The 24,059-nt window shown below is 50.9% G+C and carries 19 protein-coding genes; 6 read left to right on the top strand and 13 right to left on the bottom strand.

The window, feature by feature from the left end; genetic code table 11:
- Positions 1-183 precede the first annotated feature (183 nt).
- The 12 genes from acnB to E6Q52_RS12040 all read right to left on the bottom strand — a co-directional run bounded on the left by acnB (position 184) and on the right by E6Q52_RS12040 (position 13,662).
- Complete coding sequence (gene acnB / locus E6Q52_RS12095) at positions 184-2,763, bottom strand: bifunctional aconitate hydratase 2/2-methylisocitrate dehydratase (RefSeq protein ID WP_292822382.1); 2,580 nt, start codon at positions 2,761-2,763, stop codon at positions 184-186.
- Positions 2,764-2,985: 222 nt separating this feature from the next.
- Positions 2,986-3,309 carry a hypothetical protein gene (locus E6Q52_RS12090; protein ID WP_292822380.1) on the bottom strand — a complete coding sequence of 108 codons (324 nt, stop codon included), beginning with the start codon at positions 3,307-3,309 and terminating at the stop codon, positions 2,986-2,988.
- Between the two features lie 90 nt (positions 3,310-3,399).
- A complete protein-coding gene (locus E6Q52_RS12085; protein ID WP_292822378.1) occupies positions 3,400-4,905 on the bottom strand; it encodes a fumarate hydratase in 1,506 nt (501 codons plus the stop codon).
- Positions 4,906-4,944: 39 nt separating this feature from the next.
- Positions 4,945-6,594 (bottom strand): acyl-CoA synthetase, encoded by a 1,650-nt coding sequence (locus E6Q52_RS12080; RefSeq protein ID WP_292822376.1) that lies wholly within the window; start codon positions 6,592-6,594, stop codon positions 4,945-4,947.
- 231 nt (positions 6,595-6,825) lie between these two features.
- Positions 6,826-7,956: an aldolase/citrate lyase family protein gene (locus tag E6Q52_RS12075; RefSeq protein WP_292822374.1), complete on the bottom strand. Its 1,131-nt coding sequence runs from the start codon at positions 7,954-7,956 to the stop codon at positions 6,826-6,828.
- Positions 7,953-8,240, bottom strand: coding sequence for a succinate dehydrogenase assembly factor 2 (locus E6Q52_RS12070; RefSeq protein WP_292822372.1), 288 nt, complete (start codon positions 8,238-8,240; stop codon positions 7,953-7,955). The genes E6Q52_RS12075 and E6Q52_RS12070 overlap by 4 nt, the downstream gene beginning before the upstream one ends.
- An 8-nt stretch (positions 8,241-8,248) precedes the next feature.
- Positions 8,249-9,010, bottom strand: coding sequence for a succinate dehydrogenase iron-sulfur subunit (locus tag E6Q52_RS12065; RefSeq protein ID WP_292822370.1), 762 nt, complete (start codon positions 9,008-9,010; stop codon positions 8,249-8,251).
- 1 nt (position 9,011) lies between these two features.
- Positions 9,012-10,802, bottom strand: coding sequence for a succinate dehydrogenase flavoprotein subunit (sdhA, locus tag E6Q52_RS12060; RefSeq protein WP_292822367.1), 1,791 nt, complete (start codon positions 10,800-10,802; stop codon positions 9,012-9,014).
- Positions 10,803-10,812: 10 nt separating this feature from the next.
- Positions 10,813-11,166 (bottom strand): succinate dehydrogenase, hydrophobic membrane anchor protein, encoded by a 354-nt coding sequence (gene sdhD / locus E6Q52_RS12055; protein ID WP_292822365.1) that lies wholly within the window; start codon positions 11,164-11,166, stop codon positions 10,813-10,815.
- Positions 11,156-11,566 carry a succinate dehydrogenase, cytochrome b556 subunit gene (gene sdhC / locus E6Q52_RS12050; protein ID WP_292822363.1) on the bottom strand — a complete coding sequence of 137 codons (411 nt, stop codon included), beginning with the start codon at positions 11,564-11,566 and terminating at the stop codon, positions 11,156-11,158. Before sdhC ends, sdhD begins: the two co-directional genes overlap by 11 nt.
- An 11-nt stretch (positions 11,567-11,577) precedes the next feature.
- Entirely contained in the window at positions 11,578-12,780 is a 1,203-nt protein-coding gene (locus E6Q52_RS12045) for a malic enzyme-like NAD(P)-binding protein (RefSeq protein WP_292822361.1), read from the bottom strand.
- A 147-nt stretch (positions 12,781-12,927) separates the two neighbouring features.
- Positions 12,928-13,662 (bottom strand): GntR family transcriptional regulator, encoded by a 735-nt coding sequence (locus E6Q52_RS12040; protein ID WP_019882589.1) that lies wholly within the window; start codon positions 13,660-13,662, stop codon positions 12,928-12,930.
- A 185-nt stretch (positions 13,663-13,847) separates the two neighbouring features.
- On the opposite strand from E6Q52_RS12040, the gene E6Q52_RS12035 reads away from it, so the two are divergent.
- From E6Q52_RS12035 to E6Q52_RS12010, 6 genes are all read left to right on the top strand, one after another.
- Positions 13,848-14,729 carry a CoA ester lyase gene (locus E6Q52_RS12035; protein WP_292822359.1) on the top strand — a complete coding sequence of 294 codons (882 nt, stop codon included), beginning with the start codon at positions 13,848-13,850 and terminating at the stop codon, positions 14,727-14,729.
- A gap of 11 nt (positions 14,730-14,740) precedes the next feature.
- Positions 14,741-15,799 (top strand): MaoC family dehydratase, encoded by a 1,059-nt coding sequence (locus E6Q52_RS12030; protein WP_292822357.1) that lies wholly within the window; start codon positions 14,741-14,743, stop codon positions 15,797-15,799.
- Between the two features lie 2 nt (positions 15,800-15,801).
- Positions 15,802-16,800: an aldolase/citrate lyase family protein gene (locus E6Q52_RS12025; protein ID WP_292822355.1), complete on the top strand. Its 999-nt coding sequence runs from the start codon at positions 15,802-15,804 to the stop codon at positions 16,798-16,800.
- A 137-nt stretch (positions 16,801-16,937) separates the two neighbouring features.
- Positions 16,938-17,816, top strand: a complete 879-nt coding sequence (gene prpB / locus E6Q52_RS12020; RefSeq protein ID WP_292822353.1) for a methylisocitrate lyase — start codon at positions 16,938-16,940, stop codon at positions 17,814-17,816.
- Between the two features lie 31 nt (positions 17,817-17,847).
- Positions 17,848-19,017 (top strand): 2-methylcitrate synthase, encoded by a 1,170-nt coding sequence (gene prpC / locus E6Q52_RS12015; RefSeq protein WP_292822351.1) that lies wholly within the window; start codon positions 17,848-17,850, stop codon positions 19,015-19,017.
- Between the two features lie 101 nt (positions 19,018-19,118).
- A complete protein-coding gene (locus E6Q52_RS12010; RefSeq protein ID WP_292822349.1) occupies positions 19,119-20,579 on the top strand; it encodes a bifunctional 2-methylcitrate dehydratase/aconitate hydratase in 1,461 nt (486 codons plus the stop codon).
- Positions 20,580-20,702: 123 nt separating this feature from the next.
- Here E6Q52_RS12010 and E6Q52_RS12005 read toward each other — a convergent pair.
- Positions 20,703-24,059, bottom strand: a 3,357-nt coding sequence (locus E6Q52_RS12005) for an Ig-like domain-containing protein (protein ID WP_292822347.1), incomplete at its 5' end; no start/stop codon positions are given.

Raw genomic sequence — 24,059 nt, 5'->3', positions numbered from 1 at the left:
ATCAATCAGTGCTAATGACGCAGCGTTACATCGCATTATTGACGTCAGCAAATACATCATAATCAAAACAGCAAGTCGCAGTGAGAAGGCCTCCCAGGTTTTACAGTTGCAAGGATATGTCCTACCTTAAAAACAACAAAGGGAGCTTACGCTCCCTTTGTTGATGACTTAAATGATTCGCGATTATGCGGTTTCTTGGATCGGAATGACTTTTTTCACGTTTTCCAAAGAGCCTGCATACTGAGTCATCTGATTAAAGTTGAGATATTTGTAAATCTCAGCCGTATTGGTCAGCTTGCTGCCCAGCGTATCCATGTACTCTTGCATAGTAGGCATACGGCCCAACTTGGCACAGACGGCGGCCAGCTCGGCAGACCCGAGGTAAACACGTGCATCTTTACCCATGCGGTTATCAAAGTTTCGCGTAGAGGTAGAAAACACCGTGGCTTTGTCTGCCACGCGTGCCTGGTTACCCATGCACAACGAACAGCCTGGCACCTCAGTACGTGCGCCAGCCACGCCAAAGGTCGAATAGACGCCTTCAGCGCGTAACTGCGCCTCATCCATGCGGGTAGGCGGCGCAATCCACAGGCGGGTAGGAATACCACCAGCGCCTTCAAGCACTTTGCCAGCGGCGCGATAATGGCCGATGTTGGTCATGCAACTACCAATAAAGACTTCGTCGATTTTGTCACCTACCACGGCGGATAAGGGTTTGATGTCATCCGGGTCATTCGGGCATGCGACCAATGGTTCTTTGATCTCAGCCAGGTCGATCTCGATGACGTGCGCATATTCAGCATCGCTATCCGGCTGCAGTAGCTCTGGTTTTGCCAGCCAGGCTTTCATGCTGGCAATCCGGCGCTCCAGCGTGCGTGCATCGGCATAGCCGTTTTCAATCATGTTTTGCATCAGCACAATGTTGGAGTTAAGAAACTCGATCACCGGCTCTTTGTTCAGCAACACAGTGCAACCATTGGCAGAACGCTCGGCAGACGCATCGGCCAGTTCAAATGCTTGCTCAACTTTTAAATCTGGCAAGCCTTCGATTTCGAGCACGCGGCCGTTAAATACGTTTTTCTTGCCTTGTTTACCCACAGTCAGCGTGCCTTCCTGAATCGCTGCGTATGGAATCGCATTGACCAGGTCACGTAAGGTGATGCCTGGCTGCATTTCGCCTTTAAAGCGTACCAAAACAGATTCCGGCATATCTAGCGGCATCGCACCTGTCGCTGCGGCAAACGCCACCAGGCCAGACCCTGCCGGGAAGCTGATACCGATTGGGAAACGGGTATGCGAGTCACCACCGGTACCGACGGTATCAGGCAAAATCAGTCGGTTGAGCCAGGAGTGAATCACCCCATCACCGGCACGCAAACTGACGCCACCACGGCTGGACATAAACTCAGGTAGCTCATGTTGTAGCTTGATGTCGACTGGTTTCGGGTAAGCCGCAGTATGGCAGAAGCTCTGCATGACCAAGTCGGCACTAAAGCCCAGACAGGCCAATTCTTTCAGCTCATCACGTGTCATACCACCGGTGGTATCTTGTGAGCCGACCGTGGTCGCTTTAGGCTCACAGTAAGTGCCTGGACGCACGCCTACACCTTCGGGCAAGCCACAGGCGCGACCAACCATTTTCTGAGCCAGCGTATAGCCTTTGCCAGTATCTTTGGCCGGAATAGATTTAATAAATGTATCACTGTCGCCCAAGCCCAAGGCTTTACGCGCATTAGCGGTCAGGCCACGACCAATGATTAATGGAATACGGCCACCGGCGCGTACTTCATCGGCCAGCGTGACTGGGTTCATCTCAAACGTGGCCAATACCTCACCCGCTTCTGACAACACTTCGCCGGCAAACGGCTTGATCACAATGACATCACCAGTATTGAGCTTGGAGACATCACACTGAATCGGCAAGGCGCCGGAGTCTTCTGCCGTATTAAAGAAAATAGGAGCAATTTTGTTGCCAATCACCACGCCACCGTTGCGTTTGTTCGGGATAAACGGAATATCGTCACCCATCCACCATTGCACTGAGTTGATCGCCGATTTACGTGAAGAACCCGTGCCGACCACATCGCCAACATAGGCCAGTGGTAAGCCTTTTTGCTTGAGGCTTTCGATGGTGCTTAAGCCATCGCTCATGCGGTTGATCAACATGGCTTTGGCGTGCAATGGAATATCCGGACGGCTCCAGGCATCTTGTGCCGGGCTCAAGTCATCGGTATTGGTTTCGCCATCCAGTTTAAATACGACCACTTTGATGGCTTCTGCCAGTGCTGGCTTGCTGGTAAACCACTCAGCCGCCGCCCAGGATTCGATCAATGCCTTGGCATGCGGATTACCTGCTTTCATTTTGGCGTCCACATCATGAAACGCATCAAACATCAAAATCGTCGTCGATAATGCTTTAACAGCATGCGCGGCCATCGGGGTATCCAGCAGCGCCACCAGGGCCTGCACGTTGTAACCACCTAGCATGGTGCCTAGCAGTTCAACCGCTTTTTCAGCGCTAACTAATGGTGAACTCGATTTGCCATTGGCCACATCGGCCAGAAAGGCGGCTTTAACATAGGCCGCCTGATCTACCCCTGCCGGAATACGGTTTTGCAACAGGTCGACCAACAATGCCTCTTGACCTGCAGGCGGGGCTTTTAATAGCTCGACCAGTGCAGCGACTTGTTCTGCATTGAGCGGTAAAGGAGGTAAGTTTTGCGCGGCGCGCTCTTTAACGTGAGTTTCGTATGCTTGTAACATGATGTGTAGGCTCTACCAATAAAACAAAAGTCGGGGAACGGGTCAGCACTTTTTCTTAGACGAATCACCAGGTGTGTGACACACCAACCAGAGGCTGACCGCGAGGATTTCTTCTCGTTTGATTATAATCCAGTCCATCCGCCAGAATGTTAACTGCTTGTAACATTCCAGCAATTGACGCAATTGACAGCCGCCGACAGCAACAAAACAACACTCATGCGGTCAGCGCGTACTGTCTCCATATAACTCTTTGGCAAATGGGGTACTGCAACTCTTACCCTGAGCAGACGACTCCCATTTATCCAGTAATTCTTTCTGGTAACCTTTACCGTGCTGCTTTTCCAGGTAGGCTCGCACTTCAAACACATCGGCAAAACCGTTGTGATCTCTGTCCATCAAAGCCACCTGATCCTCCAGCGATGGCCCGCCATAGCGGCCGCTGCTATCGGTAAAATACTCCAGCGCAGACTCGGCATGCGCAGGTAAACTGATACTGATGGCCAAACCGGCCATCAAACCCATTACCCCAGTGTTTATTTTTATCATACTCACTCCATGATGACATTTAGTCGTATGACGTATCTTTCACCAATTCGTGCGTCCTCACAGTGATTGCGCTCACATTACTGGTGGTGATTAAACCGCGTGCAAAGCAATGGTTTTTTTCCATAATGCCGGGCCGGTATTGTGCACAGACTCACCATCTGCACTGACTGCGACGGTCACTGGCATATCGACGACCTCAAACTCATAGATCGCTTCCATGCCTAATTCGGCAAACGCTAGCACGCGGGACTTTTTAATCGCCTTGCTGACCAGATATGCCGCGCCACCCACGGCCATCAGGTATACCGATTTATGCTTGGCAATATCGACCAGCGCTTCTTCGCCGCGCTCGGCTTTACCAATCGAACCTAGTAAACCGGTGTTGAGCATCATATCAGTGTAGCTATCCATACGCGTTGCAGTCGTTGGCCCAGCGGGGCCCACCGCTTCGTCACGCACCGCTTCCACCGGGCCGACGTAGTAAATAAACTTGTTGGTAAAATCCACCGGCAAGGGCTCACCGTTAGCCAGCATGGTTTGGATGCGCTTGTGCGCCGCATCACGGCCCGTCAGGATTTTTCCTGTGAGCAACAAGGTATCGCCAGTTTTCCAGGCCTGTGTTTCTTCACGCGTCACGGTTTCCAGGTTTACTCGTTTGGCTTGCGGGCTAGGTGCCCAGTGCACATCCGGGTAAATATCCGGGCTTGGGGGCGTCAGTACAGCCGCACCAGAACCATCCAGCGTAAAGTGCACATGCCGTGTGGCTGCACAGTTAGGGATAATCGCCACCGGCAAACTCGCCGCGTGGGTCGGATAATCCAGAATTTTCACATCGAGCACGGTCGTCAAACCGCCCAGCCCTTGCGCGCCTATGCCTAACTGATTGACCTTTTCATACAGCTCCAACCGCAGTTCTTCAATGCGATTTTGCGCACCACGTGCCTGCAAGGCCTGGATATCAATCGGTGCCATCAGTGACTCTTTGGCCAGCAGCATGGCTTTTTCTGCACTGCCACCTATGCCTATGCCCAACATACCCGGTGGGCACCAGCCAGCGCCCATCTCAGGTACGACTTCCAGCACCCAGTCGACAATGCTTTCGTTGGGGTTCAACATCGCCAGCTTGGATTTATTCTCAGAGCCGCCACCTTTTGCCGCAATCTGGATATCGACGTTATCGCCGGCCACCATCTCGACATGGGTAATCGCTGGCGTGTTGTCGCGTGTATTTTTACGCGCACCCGCCGGGTCATTCACAATTGAGGCACGCAAGGTATTGTCAGGGTGCAGATAAGCCCGACGCACGCCTTCGTTGACCATTTCTTCAATGGTCATATCACCTTCAAAGCGCGCCTGCATGCCAACCTTGATAAATGCCACTACGATGCCGGTATCCTGGCACAACGGGCGTTTACCCTCCGCGCACATGCGCGAATTGGTCAAAATCTGTGCAATCGCATCTTTGGCCGCGGGTGATGCCTCTTTGTCATAAGCAGCCGCCAGCGCCTGGATATAATCCTCAGGATGGTAATAAGAGATATATTGCAAAGCATCTGCAATACTCTCGATAAAGTCTTGGGTTTTAATCAGGGCCATGGGGTTTCTTTGCCATTAGTTGTTCATTAGGCGGCATCTTCAACGGGCATTGCTTTTTAAATAGGCAATGGCGGGGCTGACATCTTTACGCAAGATTTTACCATTTTTGGTGCGTGGAAACTCGTGAGCCAAATAGACGGTTTTCGGCGCTTTATAGGCAGCCAGATTCTGCTTACCAAAGGCGATCAGTTCTTCTGGCGCAATCTCGGCCTCCGGTTTAGGGATGACATAAATCACCACCAGCAGCTTGTCTTTTTCAATCTCTTCCCCCACAGCGGCACAATCCGCCACCGCCGGATGGCCTTTGTAAACTCGTTCAATCTCGTACGGTGACACGCGGTAACCAAAGCTCTTGATAATGTCGTCCTTGCGGCCCAAAAACCACAGATAACCATCGGCGTCGTATTTTGCATAGTCGCCCGTAAAAAAGTAGCCATCGTGTTTGTATTTGGCCGTTTCTTCCGGCAGGTTCCAGTAGTTTAAAAACAAGCCAGGATCGTTATCAGGCACGCAAATCATGCCCTCCTCGCCTTCAGCGACCGGTTCTAGCGTTTCAGGATTCAGCAGCACAATAGCGTGCCCGGGTTGCGGGAAGCCTGCGGATCCGGCACGAATCGGCCGGAACACACTTTGCGACAGGTAGTATGAGAACTCACTCATGCCAACGGCTTCATAAATATCCAGGCCAAAGCGCTCACGCCACTGCGTCAGCACTTCGTCTGACAAATGCTCACCGGCACTCATAAAATGACGCACACTAGGCACGTCGGCTTGGGCGGCCTGTGTTTTTTGCAGCAACTGGCGATAAATGGTCGGCACGCCGATAAAAATGGTGGCACCATGCTTGGCGATCAGGTCCAGCCATTTTTGCGCATCGTTTTTACCCTCATGCACAATCACTGTTTTGCCCAGGTATAACGGATCCATGAGGCCCGTACCCAGCACATAGGTCCAGTTAAACTTGCCAGAATGCATGATGCGGTCTTGCATAGTTTCGCTATAGTTAAACCAGTATTGCGCCGCGGTTTGGCGCCCCAGCAAGGCACGGTGCGCATGCAACACGCCTTTGGGATAACCTGTCGTGCCCGAGGTATACACCAGATAAGCCGCATCGTCGCTACGGGTCTGATAGGCCGGGGCAGCCTGTTGCACGGCAGCCAATGCCACTTCCAGTGACAATACATTAAATACCGTCGAATCAGAGAGTTCGGTTTGTAATTGCGTCAATATGATATGCCTGAGGTGAGGCGTCTGTGCAATATTCTGCTGCATTTTGGTCGACATCCCCGCCCAGGCGGCAGCATCGGTCACCAGCACGACAGCACCAGAATCTTTCGCCAGATAAGCCACCTCCTCTGCGGTAAGCAACGTAGAGGTTGGCACCGAAATTGCGCCAGTTTTCATGGTGCCTAAAAAAGCGGTTGGATAATCCAGACTGTTAGGCAGGCGAATCAACACACGGTCCCCCGGCGCCACACCCAACTCACGCAATACCTGGGCAAAGCGGTCAGTACGGCTAGCCAGTTCGCCAAAGGTGATAGTACTGGTGCCAAAGGTGTCGTCCTCTACAATCATGGCAATTTCCTCGGCTTTGGCCGTGCCCAGATGGCGATCACTACAAGCTACCCCGATATTAAAAAACTCAGGGATATCCCATTGCCATTGTGGATAAGGGGCTAACTGTGTCATGTTCAAACCTTTCCATTCACTCTGTGCATGCATGGTTTATGCGATGCTGATTTTGCATTTCTTTTGAAAATGCTTTTTAAAATCTCTCAAATAGACGCATCAATGCGCGAGCGGGATGAAGCACAAGGCGCACGGAACACAGAAACCGGAATGTACTTAAAGTACATGAGGATTTCGAGTACCCATGAATAACAGCCTGCAACACCGCGATTCGCGCTAAAAATGAATTTCTTAAAGCAAAATGCCATAAGGCCAGTTTTGGCGGACTACTTGCGCTGGCATCAACTGCAAGACATGTAATGCAAACTCCATATCGCTCACTTTGAGCGCACGCAAGGCATGTGCGCGCAGCAAGGTCTGCAAGGCTTTACCAAACATGGGTGGATCCAGCATTTCGCCATCAAACTTGATCGCACCACCTAGCAAGGCATCCGCTTCAATCGCCGCTTTTAAAATGGCCACTTTCTGGTTAATTTCAGTCGGTGACGGTGTATAAGCGGTTTTACACAAATGGATATGGCCAGGATGGATCACCTGCTTGCCGGTCAGGCCCATCGCGGCCTCCTGGCAGGCATGCTTGTACACCACGCGTGACTCGTGATCACCATGCAAATCCAGCCAGCGGCGCACATCGTGCGGCTCGACAAACTTGTCTGGCATGATGTTGCTGCCGATCAATGTTTCCACGCCGCCAATCACGCCTTTACCGGCAATCCTGGCTTCAAAAATCAGCTGGTTAATAAAGTAAAATAATTCTTCAATCCAGTGCTCGGGCGTGATGTGGATGCCCAGCGCTTTTGAAAAGTCATGAATACCAAACACCACGTGTTTCACGGTGTCGTATTGCATGAGTTCCGGCGCGATTTTGAGCGACTTCGGGTGCTCGATAATCGGCTGGATGGTGATATGCGGATTGATACTGAGCAAAAAGCTGGACAGATCGCGCACTTCAGCCGCGCCGTAAGACTCCCCCGCCTTGGCCAGCATGACGACGTCGATATACTCGCCCATGTCGCGCACCAGTTTCATATCCTCTTCGTACTCGTCAGTACGGAAGGAATTGGCACGAATGGCAATCGTCACGCGTTCATTTACCTTGCGCAGCTTGGGCAACTCCTGGCGCAGCAAAGTGCGGCTCATTTCTTTCTGTCGACAGCCGTCTTCCAGGTCAAAAATCAGCGTATGCGCATTGGTGAAATGGGCGTGCTTAACCATGCGGTTAGCCGCCTGCTCCATGTCTTCATAAATGCCCAGGCTCGGTGCATACTTCACCGGCGGGTAATACAGCTGTATGCCTGGCCAGTAATCCCCCAATGCGCTGGCATCCAGTGCAATTGGCTCTTCTCCCATGTGCTGACTCATGCGGTTTCCTGTTCTGCCGTCGGTCGGCTCGCTCTTAATTTTTCAAGAATAGCGGCGGATTCCGCCATGCCAGGTTGTGAGTTGACACCCTGTATCAAGTCCCAAAACATGTTGTCTGGCAGTTCAAGCAAGGCATCGAGCTGTTCCATTTCGGCCAGCGTTAATCCGCTAAAGTGCTCACTGACAAAGCGTTGCAACACGATATCCAGCTCGAGCATGCCTCGGCGGCAACGCCAGGTCAGGCGCCGCTGCTCTGCTTCACGTAAAATTTCCGCATTCAACATTAGCGCTCCTATAACACCTTGATGCCAAAAATTTTCTTGCCTGGTTTTGCATCGCCTGACTTGGCTGCATTATGTGCCTTGGCCTTTTCAATCTTGAGGTCTTTAATCGCTGCAATCGCCGCATTCGGATTGAGTTTTTTCGGGCACACATCGGTACAGTTCATGATGTTATGGCAACGATACAAACGGTAAGGGTCTTCTAGGTTTTCCAGGCGCGCGTCCTGCTCCTGGTCGCGGCTATCGGCAATAAAACGGTAGGCCTGCATCAGCCCGGCCGGACCGACAAACTTGTCCGGGTTCCACCAGAAGCTCGGACACGAGGTGGTGCAAGCGCCGCATAAAATGCACTCATACATACCATCAAGCTTGGCTCGGTCTTCCGGGCTTTGCAGGCGCTCGGTGTCTGGCGGCGTGTCATGGTTTTGCAAATACGGCATCACCGAGTGATAGTTGTCAAAAAACTGCGTCATGTCGACCACTAGGTCACGGATCACCGGCAGGCCAGGCATGGGACGTAACACCACCGGCTCCTGCAACTCACTGAGTTTGGTAATACAGGCTAGGCCGTTTTTACCATTGATATTCATGGCATCGCTACCACAGACACCTTCACGGCAGGACTTACGCATACTCAGCGACTCATCCAGCTCTTTAATGCGCATCAAGGCATCCAGCAACATCTGGTCGCTGTCTTCCAGCGTGACGTCGTAATCCTGCATATAGGGTTTTGTGTCTACGTCCGGGTTAAAACGATAGATAGAGAAACGCATATCAATACACCCTTTTCTTCAACTCAAATGGTTCTACGGTCAATGGATTCAGGCGCACCGGTTTATAGGCCAGTTTTTGCTCATGGGCAAAATACAGCGAATGGCTGAGCCACTGTGCATCGTCACGCTCAGGATAATCTTCACGCGCATGCGCGCCGCGGCTTTCCTGGCGGGCATGTGCCGCTTGCATGGTGGCCTGCGCCACTTGCATCAGGTTATCCAGCTCCAACGCTTCGACGCGGGCGGTGTTAAATACTTTGCTTTTATCGGTAATTCTCAAGTGCTGTGCTTGCAGGTCGACTTGTTTAATCGCATCAACGCCCTGCTCCAGCAAATCAGGGAAACGGAACACGCCACAGTGTTTTTGCATGGTTTGGCGCATAATCAAGCCAACTTCGGCTACTTTTTCGCCAGCGCCAGCGCTTTCCAACCGATTCACACGTGCCAGCGTGGCATCGGCGACATTGGCGGGTAAGGGTTTATGCGCTTTGCTGGTGGCGATATCGGCGGCCATTTTGTCGCCTGCGGCTTTACCAAATACCACCAGGTCTAACAGGGAATTGGAACCCAAACGATTGGCGCCATGCACAGACACACAGGCACATTCACCCACGGCATACAATCCATTGACAACGCGTTCAGACTGCCCGTCATGCATCACCACCTGACCGTCGAGATTGGTCGGGATGCCTCCCATCATGTAATGCGCCGTCGGCACCACTGGGATAGGATCATTCGTTGGGTCAACGCCAGCAAAGGTTTTGGCAATTTCGCGAATGCCAGGCAGGCGCTTGCTGATGATGTCTTCGCCTAAATGATCCAGCTTGAGAAACACCGCATCTTTATGCTTGCCGATGCCGCGGCCTTCTTTAATTTCAGTTGCCATGGCGCGCGACACCACATCACGGCTAGCGAGGTCTTTGGCACTGGGCGCATAGCGCTCCATAAAGCGCTCGCCGTCGCTATTGACTAAATAACCCCCTTCGCCGCGCACGCCCTCGGTAATCAGCACCCCGGCATTGAGTACGCCGGTCGGGTGAAACTGCCAGAATTCCATATCCTGCAAAGGCAAGCCCGCCCGCGCCGCCATGCCCAAACCGTCGCCGGTATTGATATAGGCATTGGTACTGGCCTGAAAAATACGGCCACCGCCGCCCGTCGCCAGCATGGTGGCTTTGGCGTGAATGACATGGATATCACCAGTTTCAATTTCCAGCGCGATCACGCCCAGCACATCGCCGTCGCTATCTCGAATGAGGTCGAGTGCAAACCACTCGATTAAAAACTGGGTATTGGCTTTAATATTGCGCTGATACAAGGTATGCAACATGGCATGGCCGGTGCGGTCTGCCACGGCGCAGGTACGTGAAATCGGTGTTTCACCAAAATTGCGCGTCATGCCGCCAAATGGGCGTTGAAAAATACGGCCGTTTTCCAGGCGGTCAAACGGCATGCCAAAATGCTCCAGCTCGATAATCGCTTTGGCGGCATTGCGGCACATAAACTCGATCGCATCCTGGTCACCTAGGTAATCCGAGCCTTTAATGGTGTCATACATATGCCATAGCCAGTTATCGTCAGACACATTACCCAGCGCTGCTGCGATACCCCCCTGCGCCGCCACGGTGTGTGAGCGAGTTGGGAACACTTTGGACAAGACGGCGACATCGGCACCTGACTCAGCCAGTTGCAGCGCGGCACGCAGGCCTGCACCGCCACCGCCAATGATGACGGCATCTACCTGATGATGCTGAAGTTTGCTTGCACCGGTCGTATTGGCTGTATTGGTCATGCCACTCACCTTAAAAATCCATTCCAAATAAAATCCACATCACGGCTAGCGCATTGCCACATACCGAGATATTCACCAGCCATTGCAACACATTGCGACTACCTAAATGCGGCACATAATCACGCAGCACATCCCGCACGCCCAACCAGGCATGCAACAGCATGCAGACAAAAAACCACAGCGTCAGCAAGCGCCACCACCATGGTGCAAATAAGGCCTGCCACTCATTAAAACTTTGTGGCGACAGCCACATCACGCGCAACCACAACAACAGCAAGACCACCGCCATCGACAGCGCACACAAACGCTGCGTCAACCAGCGACGCATGCCTGGGTATTTGGCGGTCAGTAACTCAAACAACATACTCGCCTTTCACCCAGATCGCCCAGATCACGCTCACCATGGTGACAGCGACCAGCCACAACACCACACGGCTCGAAAAGCGCGCTTTTTGCAATGTCGTCATCCAGTGCACATCCATCGCCAGATGGCGAATACCGGCATAAAAATGATGAAAAAATGCACCCGCCAGTACAGTGATCAGCAACTTGACTGGCCATTGCTGACATTGCGCGGCCACGCTGGCATAGCCTTGTGCGCTCGACAACGACAAATACAAGGCCCACAACAACAATGGCTGGATCAAAAACAGCACCACCCCACTGGCGCGGTGCAAAATGGACACCACGGCATTCACCGGCAAGCGAATCGTGAATAAATCCAGATTCTTGGGCCGCTGTTTTTTTTGCTTTTTAACAATCATGCTAACGACACTTACTCAACTGCGTTGGCCGCGCGCGCCACGGCGCCAGCCACGTATTCCATCAAACGTGGATCAAACGGTTTAGGGATGATGTAGTCTTTTCCAAACGATAAAGACTGTAACTGATACGCCTCAAGTACCTGCGCAGGCACTGGCTCGCGCGCCAACTGGCTCAGCGCTTTGGCAGCGGCAACTTTCATCTGCTCGGTAATCTGTTTGGCTTTAGCATCTAGTGCACCGCGAAACAGATAAGGGAAACACAAGGCATTGTTGACCTGGTTAGGGAAATCGCTGCGGCCGGTGGCCATAATCACGTCATCACGCAAGGCAAAGACCTGGCTGGGTAAAATTTCAGGATCAGGATTCGCTAAAGCAAAAATCACCGGCTTGGCCGCCATGCTAGTCACCAACTCTGCTGGCAACCCATTTTTAGCGGATACACCGATAAACACATCAGCGCCCTGCATGGCATCCGCCAGCGTGTTGACATTGCCTGCTGCAATCGCCAGTTCACGATTGTTATCATGCAAATCATCACGACTGGTATCCAGCACGCCTTTGCGATCGACCATGGTGATATTGGTGGCGCCCATTAACTTGAGTAACTTGGCACACGAACAACCCGCTGCGCCCGCGCCTAAAAACACAATTTTGGCGCGGGGCAACGTTTTGCCTTGGAGCTCAAGTGCGTTTAACAAAGCGGCGGCGACGATCACCGCCGTGCCATGCTGATCATCATGAAATACCGGGATGTCCAGGCGCTTTTTCAATTCGTTTTCGATATAAAAACAGTGTGGCGCAGCAATATCTTCGAGGTTAATACCACCAAAGGTTGGTGCGATATTCACTACGGTCTGGATAAACTCATCCGGCGTCGCAGCGTTGACCTCAATATCAAACACATCAATATCAGCAAAGCGCTTGAATAACACACCCTTGCCTTCCATGACAGGCTTGCCCGCCAGGGCGCCAACATTACCCAAGCCTAACACCGCAGTGCCGTCGGTAATCACCGCCACTAAATTCCCTTTATTGGTATATTTATAGGCATTGGCTGGATCCGCCTCAATTTCGAGCACTGGCATAGCTACGCCTGGCGTATAAGCCAGCGATAAATCGTGCTGTGTCGCACAAGGCTTGGACGATTCCACGCTTAGTTTCCCTGGTTTGGGAAACTGGTGGTAATCCAGCGCACGTTGCTTTAAATCGTCCATTTGTGATCTCTTCTTTCTATTACAACAGCCTTGAGTTCAAACAAGACTCTTCAAAATGCATTTTGGTTAGACGGACAAGCGCAGAATTTACGATCAGTACAGCAAGCTAAGTCCAACAACGCGAAAATGCGTTTTCAAAAAGTCTCCCTATTCCAGTTCGCTCATGTAGTGGTGATCATCCGTCAAACACAAGCCCAAACGCCACTCCATCGGCTTATCGCCATAAGTAAATGACACGCGCTCTATACTCAGCAATGGATAACCTTCTTTCAAGCCCAATGCTTTCGCGACTTCGGCATCGGCTGCCACGGCTTTAATCCGCTCTTCGGCGCGGATCATACGCACGCCAAACTGCGACTCATACATGCTATACATCGAGCCATTGCTTTCTTCGACCTTGGCGCGGTTCAAACCTTTAAACGGTGCGGCAGGCACAATAATATGGTCATAAATCAATGGCCTACCGGAAAATGTCAGCAAGCGCTTCACATCAATGGTCGTGGCACCGGCTTTCATTTCCAGCACCTTGCCAATATGCACACTGGCCTTGCCTTTAATGCAGGAGATAAACTCATTCTGCAGCATTTCCTTTTGGCCGTTTTCAGCGGTCAGGCGCAAAAAGCGCAGCTTGACGTCGTCCTGGTTGTGCGTGGCTACAAAGGTGCCTTTACCCTGGCGACGGATCAAGATATTTTCTGTCGCCAAGCTATCAATCGCCTTGCGCACCGTGCCCTGACTGACTTTAAATCGTTGCGCCAGGTCAATCTCACTGGGAATCATATCGCCTGGACGCCACTCCCCTCCGATCAAGCTTTGCGTGATTAGCACCTTAATCTGGTCATACAGCGGCCTGTAACTCGGTGACCCCAACTGCTTATCCATAGATCTGACTCCATTCATGATTGGCACCATTAAATTGCACCTAAAATAAGTTTTTTAATTTATATCACAGCGTTTTTTTGTTGTCCACTGTTTTATATCTTATATAAGACATAAGATATTTGTTGACACACTTTTTTTATTCATGAATAATAAATCCAATTTCTTGCCGCAACGAAGGAAACCCCATGTCATATGCACTCAGACCAAGACGCTCGATGCTATACGTTCCCGGCTGTAACCAGCATTATCTGGAACGTGCACGCACGCTTGCGGCCGACTCTGTCATCCTTGACTTGGGCGACCCTATTCTGGTCGATGCCAAAATCCAATCACGCCATAACGTGGTGAATGCAGTTAAAGAAGGCGGCTATGGCAAAAGAGAAGTCGTGGTGCGCGTCAACGACCTGCACTCGATCTGGGGCCATGACGATATTCAAGCGGTGGCCAACATCGGTGCCGATGCGATCCTGTTTCCTAATATAGAGTCACGCGAGGATGTGTTGCAGGCGCAGCAATTATTAGATGATGCGGGCGGCAAAGACGTGCCCATGATGGTGATGATAGAAAGTCCGCTGGCCGTGTTAAACGCCAAGGAAATTGCCGCCGCCTCCGATCGCGTGATCTGTATGGTAATGGCGACCTCAGACCTGATTTCACAACTACACGCCCGCGTGACGCATGAACGCTCCGCCATTCTGACTTCTTTATCCCTGGTGATATTGGCCGCACGCGCTTATGGCAAAGGTGTGATTGACGGCATCACCTCAGACTTTAAAAACATGCATTCGTTTGAATATGCGTGCCGCATTGGTCGCGACATTGGCATGGACGGTAAATCTCTGGTGCATCCGGCGCAAATTGCCTACTGCAATGACGCCTATACGCCGCAGCGCGCAGAAGTTGAGCATGCACGGCTGATTATCAAAGCCCTCAAAGAAGCCAATGAAGTTGGGCGCGGCACGGTGGTAGTGAATGACAAATTGGTCGAACATCACCATATCAAAGCCGCACAACGCTTGATTCAACTGGCAGCGGCCATTGCCGAGCTGGAAGAAGAGTTCATATAAAGGAGTTGAACATGAGCACAAAAATCAACACCGGACGTTTTTTTGAACACTTTGTACTGGGTGAAATCATCCAGCACGCCACGCCACGTACCATCACGGCTGGCGATACGGCGCTGTATATTGCGCTCACGGGCGCACGTAACCCGGTGCATTGCAGCGAGCCACTTGCGCAGTCATTAGGCTATACACAAGCGCCGATTGATGACCTGCTGGCGTTTCATATTGCCTTTGGTAAAACTGTGCCTGACATTTCAGTTAATGCCGTGGCTAACCTGGGTTACGCCGACGTGCGTTTTATACAGCCGGTGTACGTCGGCGATACGCTGACCACCGCCAGTGAAGTGATTGGCCTCAAACAGAATTCTAACGGCAAAAATGGCGTGGTTTGGGTACACTCTACCAGCATCAACCAGCACCAACAACCAGTACTGAGCTGGGTGCGCTGGGTCATGGTGCACAAAAAGAACCTAGAAGCCCCTGCGCCAGAAACAGTGATTCCTGAGCTGCCGGAGTTTGTGAGCGCAGAATCATTAGCGATTCCAGCCAACTTTACACTGAACAGCAGCCTGGGCACCGCCACCGGTGGCAAATACTGGTGGGATGACTACGAAGTCGGCGAATGTCTGCGTCACCCATCTGGTCTGACCATCAATGAAAGCGACCATACCATGGCCACGCATTTATACCAGAACAATGCGCGCCTGCACTTTGATGCTCACCTGATGAAAAGCACGCCGCAAGGCCAATGCCTGGTCTATGGCGGTGTGGTGATTTCAGCCTGCCGCACCTTGAGTTACGAAGGCTTGGAAAATGCCATAGCGATTGTGGCGATTAATGGCGGCACGCATGCCAATCCGAGCTATGCCGGTGACACCATTTACTGCATGACTAAGGTGCTGGATAAATGGTCCCTGCCCCATGCGGAATTAGGCGCGTTGCGCTTACGGATGGTGGGTGTGAAGAATATGCCGCCCGCGACGCTGGAAAACATTAAAACCACGCAGGGTTATCACCCGCACGTGGTGCTCGATCTCGACTATACCGTTCTTATTCCACGCAAAGGAAACTAAACATGGCTGTTCATCCCAATCAGGCTCTTTTTGGCGGCGAAAAACCGTTTCCGGTAATTCCGGCCTGTGAACACTTTGCAGGTAGTGAAAAGCTGATTCTAAAAGCATTATCACTGCAAGACCCGGCCACGCCTAATGGGGTTGGCCCGGTGTTTGATATTACCTGCGACTGCGAAGACGGTGCCGCCAGCGGCCAGGAACTAGTACATGCCGAAATGATTGTGCGTGTGCTGAACTCTGCGGCCAACCAATACAAGATGGCCGGTGCGCGTATTCATGACTACACCCATCCGCATTGGAAAAAAGACATTGATATTTTGGTTGGTGGCGCCGGTGAAGTGCTTAGCTATATCACGATTCCTAAATGCACAGACATCGCACAAGCACGTGAAATGATCAGCTACATTCAGCAAGTGGCAAAACAGCACGGCATCATGCGTGAAATACCGGTGCATATCCTGATTGAAACCCATGGCGCACTCAGGCAAGTGCACGAGATTGCGCAACTGCCCTGGTTACAGGTATTGGATTTCGGTCTGATGGACTTTGTCAGTGCGCACCATGGCGCGATCCCTGCTACAGCTATGCGCAGCCCTGGCCAGTTTGACCACCGCTTGCTGGCACGTGCCAAAGCTGAAGTCGTCTCTGCAGCCCTGGCTAATGGCGTGGTGCCTGCGCACAACGTGACGCTGGACCTGAAAAACGTAGAAGTGACCTACAGCGACGCCTCACGGGCGCGCAACGAGTTTGGTTTTATGCGCATGTGGAGTATTTATCCAACGCAAATTCAGGCGATTGTGGATGCCATGAAACCCAACTACGACGAGGTGACTGACGCCGCCAATATTCTGCTGGCTGCGCAAGCGGCAGACTGGGGCCCGATTCAGTATGCCGGTGAATTGCATGACCGCGCGACCTATCGTTACTTCTGGGAAGTGCTGCAAAAAGCCAAGCAAACTGGGGTTGCCATGCCGGAAGATGCTGAAAAAGCATTTTTTTAATACTTAACCACAGAGGTCACAGAACACACAGAGAAAACCTGAGACTTTTCTACTCAGTTTATGAGTATTCAATCAATGTTGAAGGACTCTCTCTGTGAACTCTGTGTTCTCTGTGGCAAAAAATTAAGGATTCAAATATGCAACAAACAACTTCAGCAGGTGCACGCTTTCGTGCCGCACTCGCCGCCGAAAAACCATTGCAAATCATAGGCGCGATCAACGCTTATCACGCCATGCTGGCGACACAATCAGGGTTTCAAGCCATCTATTTATCTGGTGGTGGCGTGGCGGCCGGTTCTTTGGGCCTGCCTGACCTGGGGATTTCCGGCCTGGAAGATGTGCTGGTCGATGTCCGCCGGATTACCGACGCGGTGGATACCCCGCTACTGGTGGATATTGATACCGGCTTTGGCGGCGCATTTAATATTGCGCGCACGATTAAAAGTGTAGCCAAAGCAGGTGCAGCAGCCGTGCACATTGAAGACCAGGTCATCGCCAAGCGCTGTGGTCACCGCCCTAACAAAGCGATTGTGAGCCTGGACGAAATGGTAGACCGCGTGAAAGCAGCAGTCGATGCCAAACCTGATGATGATTTTGTCGTCATGGCACGTACCGATGCACTGGCCGTCGAAGGTTTGCAGTCAGCCATCGATCGCGCTTGCGCTTGTGTAGAAGCCGGAGCAGACATGATTTTTCCAGAAGCGATGACAGACCTCAACATGTATCAGCAGTTTGTCGACGCCGTCAAAGTGCCAGTGCTGGCCAATATTACCGAATTCGGCTCTACGCCGCTGTTCACCGTAGATGAACTGGCCACAGTTGGCGTGGGCATGGTGCTGTATCCATTGTCGGCCTTCCGCGCCATGAACCAGGCAGCGCTCAAGGTGTATCAAGGCGTGCGCAAAGACGGCACACAAAAGAATGTGCTGGATTTGATGCAAACGCGTGCCGATCTTTACGAGCATCTGGGCTACCACATTTTTGAACAGAAACTAGACGCGCTGTATACCAAATAAAGTCGCGCAACAGAATACAAGGAGTTTAGTGATGAACACCACCACAGATTCAACCACACCCGCTACCGAAGCCCCCAAACGCAAAAAAGGCGTCGCGCTGGCCGGTGTGGCTGCAGGCACCACGGCCATTTGTACCGTAGGCCATAGCGGTAATGACTTGCATTACCGTGGTTACGATATCCTTGAACTGGCTAAACATGCCACTTTCGAAGAAGTCGCTTATTTGCTGATATACGGCGAGCTGCCCACCCAACCACAACTCACCGCCTATCATCAAAAGCTCAAAAAGCTACGCGGCCTGCCCAGTGCACTTAAAGCCGTGCTGGAACAGATTCCTGCCAATGCGCATCCCATGGATGTGATGCGCACGGGTTGCTCGATGTTGGGGACCTTAGAACCGGAAGCGGTTGACCGCAATACCGCTGGCGCACAAGCGCTGGGGGACCGCCTGATTGCCTGCTTTGGGTCTATTCTCATTTACTGGTATCACTTTAGCCACCGCGGCGTGCGTATTGAGGTAGAAACCGATGATGACTCTATCGCGGCGCACTTTCTGCACATATTGCACGGCAAAAAACCGTCAGCGCTGCACATCAAGGCTATGAACACCTCGCTGGTACTTTATGCAGAACATGAGTTTAATGCGTCCACCTTTACCTCTCGCGTGATCGCGGGCACGCTATCTGATTTGTATTCCTGCATCACGGGTGCGATTGGTGCTTTACGTGGCCCCAAACACGGCGGTGCCAATGAGGCGGCGATGGAGATTATCGAACGCTACCAGTCGCCAGATGAAGCTGAGGCCGATATCAAAGCCAGAATGGCACGCAAAGAAATCATCATTGGCTTTGGTCATCCGGTCTATACCATTGCCGATCCGCGTAATGAATCCATTAAAGCCGTCAGCAAATCGCTGTGTGCAGATGCCGACAATATGCAATTGTTTGACATTTCGGCCCGCATTGAAGACATCATGTGGAACGAGAAAAAAATGTTCCCCAACCTGGATTGGTACAGCGCCTCCAGCTATCACATGATGGGCATCCCTACTGGCATGTTCACGCCTATTTTTGTGATCTCACGCACCACCGGCTGGGTCGCGCACGCGATTGAGCAACGGATAGACAACAAAATTATTCGCCCGAACGCCGAATACAACGGGCCCGACAACAGGCCATTTGTGCCGCTGGAAAAACGTTAACTTAGTCTAGCCACAGAGGACACAGAGAGCACAGAGAAACCCGTGCTTTTTTAGCCTCTGTTACTCTGTGGCTTAATCTTTTTATTTGAAAGAAACACATTATGTCAGCCCATATTTCTAACGTCCGTCCCGACCCAGACCAGGTCATTGTGGATATTGCCAACTACGTGGCAGATTATGAAATCAACTCCAGTGAGGCGTATGACACCGCCCGTAATTGCCTGATGGATACTTTGGGCTGTGGTTTTGAAGCGTTGGACTACCCCGCCTGCACCAAACTACTGGGGCCAGTGATTGCCGGGACTGTTGTGCCGAATGGCGCCAAAGTACCAGGCACCTCTTACCAGTTAGACCCTATTTTGGCGGCATTTAACATTGGTGCCATGATCCGCTGGCTGGACTTTAACGACACCTGGCTGGCGGCTGAATGGGGCCATCCCTCTGACAACCTAGGGGGTATTCTGGCTTCTGCTGACTATATGTCACGTAAACACGTCGCTGAAGGTAAAGCACCATTGACGATGAAAGAAGTGCTGACCGCCATGATCAAGGCGCATGAGATTCAAGGCGTGCTGGCGCTTGAAAACAGTTTTAACCGCGTCGGCCTCGACCACGTCATTTTGGTCAAAATCGCGTCAACGGCTGTGGTGACTAAATTATTAGGCGGCAACAAGCAAGACATTATCAATGCCGTGTCTAACGCCTTTGTCGATGGCCAAAGCCTGCGTACCTACCGCCATAGCCCCAATACCGGCTCCCGTAAATCTTGGGCAGCGGGTGACGCCACCTCACGTGCGGTACGCCTGGCCTGGATGACCTTACAGGGTGAAATGGGCTATCCAAGCGCCTTAACGGCAAAAACTTGGGGCTTTTATGATGTGCTATTTAAAGGCAACACCTTCAAGTTCCAGCGCCCTTACGGCAGCTATGTGATGGAGCAAGTGCTGTTCAAAATCTCTTTCCCAGCCGAGTTTCACGCACAAACGGCAGTGGAATCAGCATTCCAGTTAAACCAGGAAGTCGGCAAGCGCTTGCAAACATTGGATGACATCGCCAATATTGAAAAAATTGTCATCACCACCCATGAATCAGCCATCCGTATCATCGACAAAACTGGCCCAATGAACAACCCGGCAGACCGTGACCACTGTATTCAATATATGGCGGCCGTCGGCTTGCTCAAAGGGAGCCTGACCGCGTTAGACTACGAAGATGAGGCCGCCGCCGATCCGCGCATTGATGCCTTACGCGACAAAATGACGTGCGTCGAAAAAGCGGAATACACTCGTGACTATCTGGACCCAGAGAAACGCTCGATTGCCAATGCAATCCAGATCTTCTTTAAAGATGGTACAGAATCTAGGAATATCGCTGTGGAATACCCAATTGGTCACCGCCGTCGCCGAGGTGAAGGCATCCCTGAGCTAGTGAAAAAGTTTAAAGTGAACCTCGCTCGCCGATTTGACTCCACCAAACAAGCTGAAATCTTAGCACTCTGCCAAGACCAAGCTAAGCTAGAAGCACTTCCGGTGAATCAATTTGTAGATATGTTAGTAGTTTAAATCGACCTTATAAGCAACACATCATCTGCGGTTAATCCAAATCATTACAAATCAGCACTATTAAGAAATGATCCATAATAAAAAAAGCGACCCTAAGGTCGCTTTTTTTTCAGCCACTCATGATTAATCAGTAATAAGTTTTTGCTGAGACAAGAGGTTAGAGATAATCGCCGCATCAGATGTCTGACCTGTCGTCAGGTCTACACCACTCAATACAATCTGCTGCGTTGTATTACCACTGCTAAAGCTACCAGACACATTGTGCGCATCGGTTGCGAAACCACCATTAGAGCTGATGTGGATAATCGTATCGGTGCCTGATTTTTCAAAATGGAGGTAGTTTACCAAGTTGCCTGCGTTCTCGCCTTGCAACAAATCACGCACATCCAGAATGTCGCCACCCTGGCTGACAGAGCTCTTATTAAAGTCAGTGATCGTGTCACGCGGCACCAGATTATTCACTTTAACATCATCCCCCTGATCCCACTTAAACACATCCACGCCTGCCCCGCCTGTCAGGGTATCGTTGCCTTTACCACCAATCAGGATATCGTTGCCTGCACCGCCATCCAATTTGTCATCCCCTGCACCACCACGCAAAATGTCGTTACCGGCATTACCATTCAAGGTATCGTTACCAGCGAAACCGTAGATGATGTCATCCCCTGATGTGCCATTGATTGTGTTGCTACCACTGTCACCATTCAGAATTGAGCTGGAATTGTTGCTGCTCAATAGGTTCAGATTAATCAAGTTGCTTGCAGACTCGCTATCTTGCAGATTGGTGCTGTCGCTAGCGGTAATCGTAAAGTTCTGGAACAAGCCCAGATTCAAAATCTGCGTACCGGCTTTGACCGTAGACAAGAACTCGTTAATCGCGAGGTTATCAATCGTGCTGCCATCTGCAGAGGTAATAACCATCTTACCGTTGGCCCCAAGCAAGCCAAGCAGGCCATTGCTCTGGTTATAACTTACGTTTAAGCCTAACTCATCCGCTACCGCTTGTGAATAGGTCAGGAATGATGAGCCTAAAGAGACTCCCAATAACGTGTTGTAAGCAATCGTGACACTGCTAATGTTGTTATTCACATCACTGGCAGTGAATGCCTGACGGCTTGCAAAATTGAGCAAGTCGACATTTAACAAGCCAGGCAATGTAATCAGGCCGGACGCACCCAAGCTATTCGACACTTCTGGTGCAACTTGTGGAATAGCTGCCACTGTTTTGGCAACGTTCACAGTGAGCGTAGCAGAGCTGGTATCACCATCTTTGTCACTCAAGGTGTAATTAATCGATGCTGTTCCCGCAACACTGGTGTTTTTCGGCGTGAATGAGAAAGAACCATCATCCATATCTACCAACAAAGTACCCTGTGCCGTCGTAATCACCAATTTGTGGCTTGCAGAATCATAGGTACTGTTGTTAGTGCCAGTGACTGTAATTGCACCAGTCGTAGAGTTAAAGGTATAAGTGGACCCTTCTACCGCAAGCGACTTCACAAAACCACCATCTGCACCAAAGCCACCACCTGACAACAAGCTACCAGTGATTGAACTGCTTACAGTTTCATTTAAAACAGAGTCAAGCTGGTTAAATGATGTCACGCGGACACCATCAGTGTTTACGCCCGTTTGGCCGTCATATGCAATAGGATTCAACTCAGTGTTTGAAGTGACACCTGAACCAATACCAATCGAGTAAGACTTGATGTGGTTATCGTTTAAGAAATTGATCCATGTTGCCTCTTCAGCTTGTTGTATGCCTGAATCTGAACGACTATTTTCAGAACCTGACAAGCTGCTAGTTGAGCCTGAACCACGGTTAGGTTGGCCATCAGTAAAGAAGTAGGAGACGTTTTGAGCATTCTCCAATTTACCTGTAGATTCAAACGCATTCATTGCAGTGTTTAATGCAGCATCATAGTTAGTATTCCCATCAGCTGCTAGATTATTTAAATATGCTTTAGCTTCTGCAACACTCAACCATCCGTTACCTAATTGTTTGGTTTGATCTAAACCGGCGAACACAACCAATGCAACCTTAACGTCACCCATGTCATCGTATTTATCCAGCAGGTTTTTCACTGACTGAATCGCACTAGCCAAGCGTGACTGATTATTGACACCATCTCTGGTGTCCATACTGCCGGAAACATCTAGTGTAATCATGACATTCGTATTGGCAGAGTTCGTCGCTGTGACTGTCTGATTCGTTGCCGTTGGTGCGTCATCTGACACATTGACTGTGATGGAACCCTTAGTCGTGCTGTCAGCATCATTAGCATTCACAACAAACTTGATGGCCAATGTGTCTTCCTGCCCAGCAACAGGATGATCAATCGGGCCAGACAACTGCACCGCATAATCACCTTTGCTGTCGATAGACACTCGAATCACTTCTTTACCGTTGGCAGAACCAATCAACGTACCAGTGTTGTTGCCTGACCAGGTAATCGTCGCCCCACCTGAGGTGTACGTCGTGGTTGGCTCAGTCAGTGTCACACTCTTCAAATCGCCATTTGGATCAGAAATACCCATTGAGCCGCTTGCGATAACGTTGGAAGGACCCGCATCGAGTAAACCACCTGGCAACCCGTCTTCAGAAACATTCGCTTGTGCGTTAAGTGTTACAAACACTGGGGATTGATTCAAGGTATATGCGTAGTTATCGCTTGGCACACTGGTATTACCTGCATTATCGGTAGCCGTGACCGTGTAGTTATGCAAGCCTTTGGTAATGTCTGTCGTTGGTGTAAATGTCCATTTGCCATCTTTATCAGCAACAGCAGTACCAACTTTAGTCGCACCATCGTAAATGGCAACAGTACTTCCAGCTTCGGCCTTACCGGTTAATGTTGGTGTTGAATCATCGGCCACACCGCCATTCGCCACATTGCCTTTTACTGCACCAAAGTCATCGTAGATGTTATCAATGGTTGGTTTAGTAGGCGCAACATTATCGACCACATAACCTAACTGAGTGGTTGCGATACCAACGTTGCCTGCGGTATCTGTTGTTGAAACTTTGGCATCAATCGTTTTGTCATTATCTGCAACCAGCTCAGAACCCGGCACACTGACGCTAAACCCCAATTTGCCATCAGCGCGTGTAATCACTGTCGTGTTGTAGTCTTTACCATTGATGGTCACGACCACTGGATCACCAAGCTTAGCCTCGCCACCTACAGTACCTGTGACGGGTTGACTCACTCCTGGCTGAGACTCAGCAATGTTTATAATACCGTCGCCACCAAAGTTAGCATCCAAAGCAATGGTTGCCACAGGTGGTGTCAAATCAAGGCTATATGTCAGCTGAGTGGTTTGGCTTGCTGTGTTACCAGCGTTGTCAGTCACAGTGACTTTTGCATCGATAGTCTTATCAGGGTCAGCCGCCAGCTCGTTACCAGCAACATTCACACTGAAGCCAAGCTTGCCATCAGCGCGTGTAATCACTGTCGTGTTGTAGTCTTTACCATTGAT

This window comes from Methylophilus sp. (assembly GCF_008015755.1).
Taxonomy (GTDB): domain Bacteria; phylum Pseudomonadota; class Gammaproteobacteria; order Burkholderiales; family Methylophilaceae; genus Methylophilus.
Note: the sequence above shows the minus strand (reverse complement) of the source record. Positions and strands in the feature narration are given on the sequence as shown.

What these genes read in the sequence shown, in the direction of transcription:
- acnB (WP_292822382.1), bottom strand. Translation starts at nt 2,763, where the DNA reads ATGTTACAAGCATACGAAACTCACGTTAAAGAGCGCGCCGCGCAAAAC.
- E6Q52_RS12065 (WP_292822370.1), bottom strand. Translation starts at nt 9,010, where the DNA reads ATGCGTTTCTCTATCTATCGTTTTAACCCGGACGTAGACACAAAACCC.
- E6Q52_RS12010 (WP_292822349.1), top strand. Translation starts at nt 19,119, where the DNA reads ATGTCAGCCCATATTTCTAACGTCCGTCCCGACCCAGACCAGGTCATT.
- E6Q52_RS12045 (WP_292822361.1), bottom strand. Translation starts at nt 12,780, where the DNA reads ATGGACGATTTAAAGCAACGTGCGCTGGATTACCACCAGTTTCCCAAA.
- E6Q52_RS12035 (WP_292822359.1), top strand. Translation starts at nt 13,848, where the DNA reads ATGTCATATGCACTCAGACCAAGACGCTCGATGCTATACGTTCCCGGC.
- prpC (WP_292822351.1), top strand. Translation starts at nt 17,848, where the DNA reads ATGAACACCACCACAGATTCAACCACACCCGCTACCGAAGCCCCCAAA.
- E6Q52_RS12040 (WP_019882589.1), bottom strand. Translation starts at nt 13,662, where the DNA reads ATGGATAAGCAGTTGGGGTCACCGAGTTACAGGCCGCTGTATGACCAG.
- E6Q52_RS12070 (WP_292822372.1), bottom strand. Translation starts at nt 8,240, where the DNA reads ATGTTGAATGCGGAAATTTTACGTGAAGCAGAGCAGCGGCGCCTGACC.
- E6Q52_RS12090 (WP_292822380.1), bottom strand. Translation starts at nt 3,309, where the DNA reads ATGATAAAAATAAACACTGGGGTAATGGGTTTGATGGCCGGTTTGGCC.
- prpB (WP_292822353.1), top strand. Translation starts at nt 16,938, where the DNA reads ATGCAACAAACAACTTCAGCAGGTGCACGCTTTCGTGCCGCACTCGCC.
- E6Q52_RS12030 (WP_292822357.1), top strand. Translation starts at nt 14,741, where the DNA reads ATGAGCACAAAAATCAACACCGGACGTTTTTTTGAACACTTTGTACTG.
- sdhA (WP_292822367.1), bottom strand. Translation starts at nt 10,802, where the DNA reads ATGACCAATACAGCCAATACGACCGGTGCAAGCAAACTTCAGCATCAT.
- E6Q52_RS12085 (WP_292822378.1), bottom strand. Translation starts at nt 4,905, where the DNA reads ATGGCCCTGATTAAAACCCAAGACTTTATCGAGAGTATTGCAGATGCT.
- sdhD (WP_292822365.1), bottom strand. Translation starts at nt 11,166, where the DNA reads ATGTTGTTTGAGTTACTGACCGCCAAATACCCAGGCATGCGTCGCTGG.
- E6Q52_RS12075 (WP_292822374.1), bottom strand. Translation starts at nt 7,956, where the DNA reads ATGAGTCAGCACATGGGAGAAGAGCCAATTGCACTGGATGCCAGCGCA.
- sdhC (WP_292822363.1), bottom strand. Translation starts at nt 11,566, where the DNA reads ATGATTGTTAAAAAGCAAAAAAAACAGCGGCCCAAGAATCTGGATTTA.
- E6Q52_RS12025 (WP_292822355.1), top strand. Translation starts at nt 15,802, where the DNA reads ATGGCTGTTCATCCCAATCAGGCTCTTTTTGGCGGCGAAAAACCGTTT.
- E6Q52_RS12080 (WP_292822376.1), bottom strand. Translation starts at nt 6,594, where the DNA reads ATGACACAGTTAGCCCCTTATCCACAATGGCAATGGGATATCCCTGAG.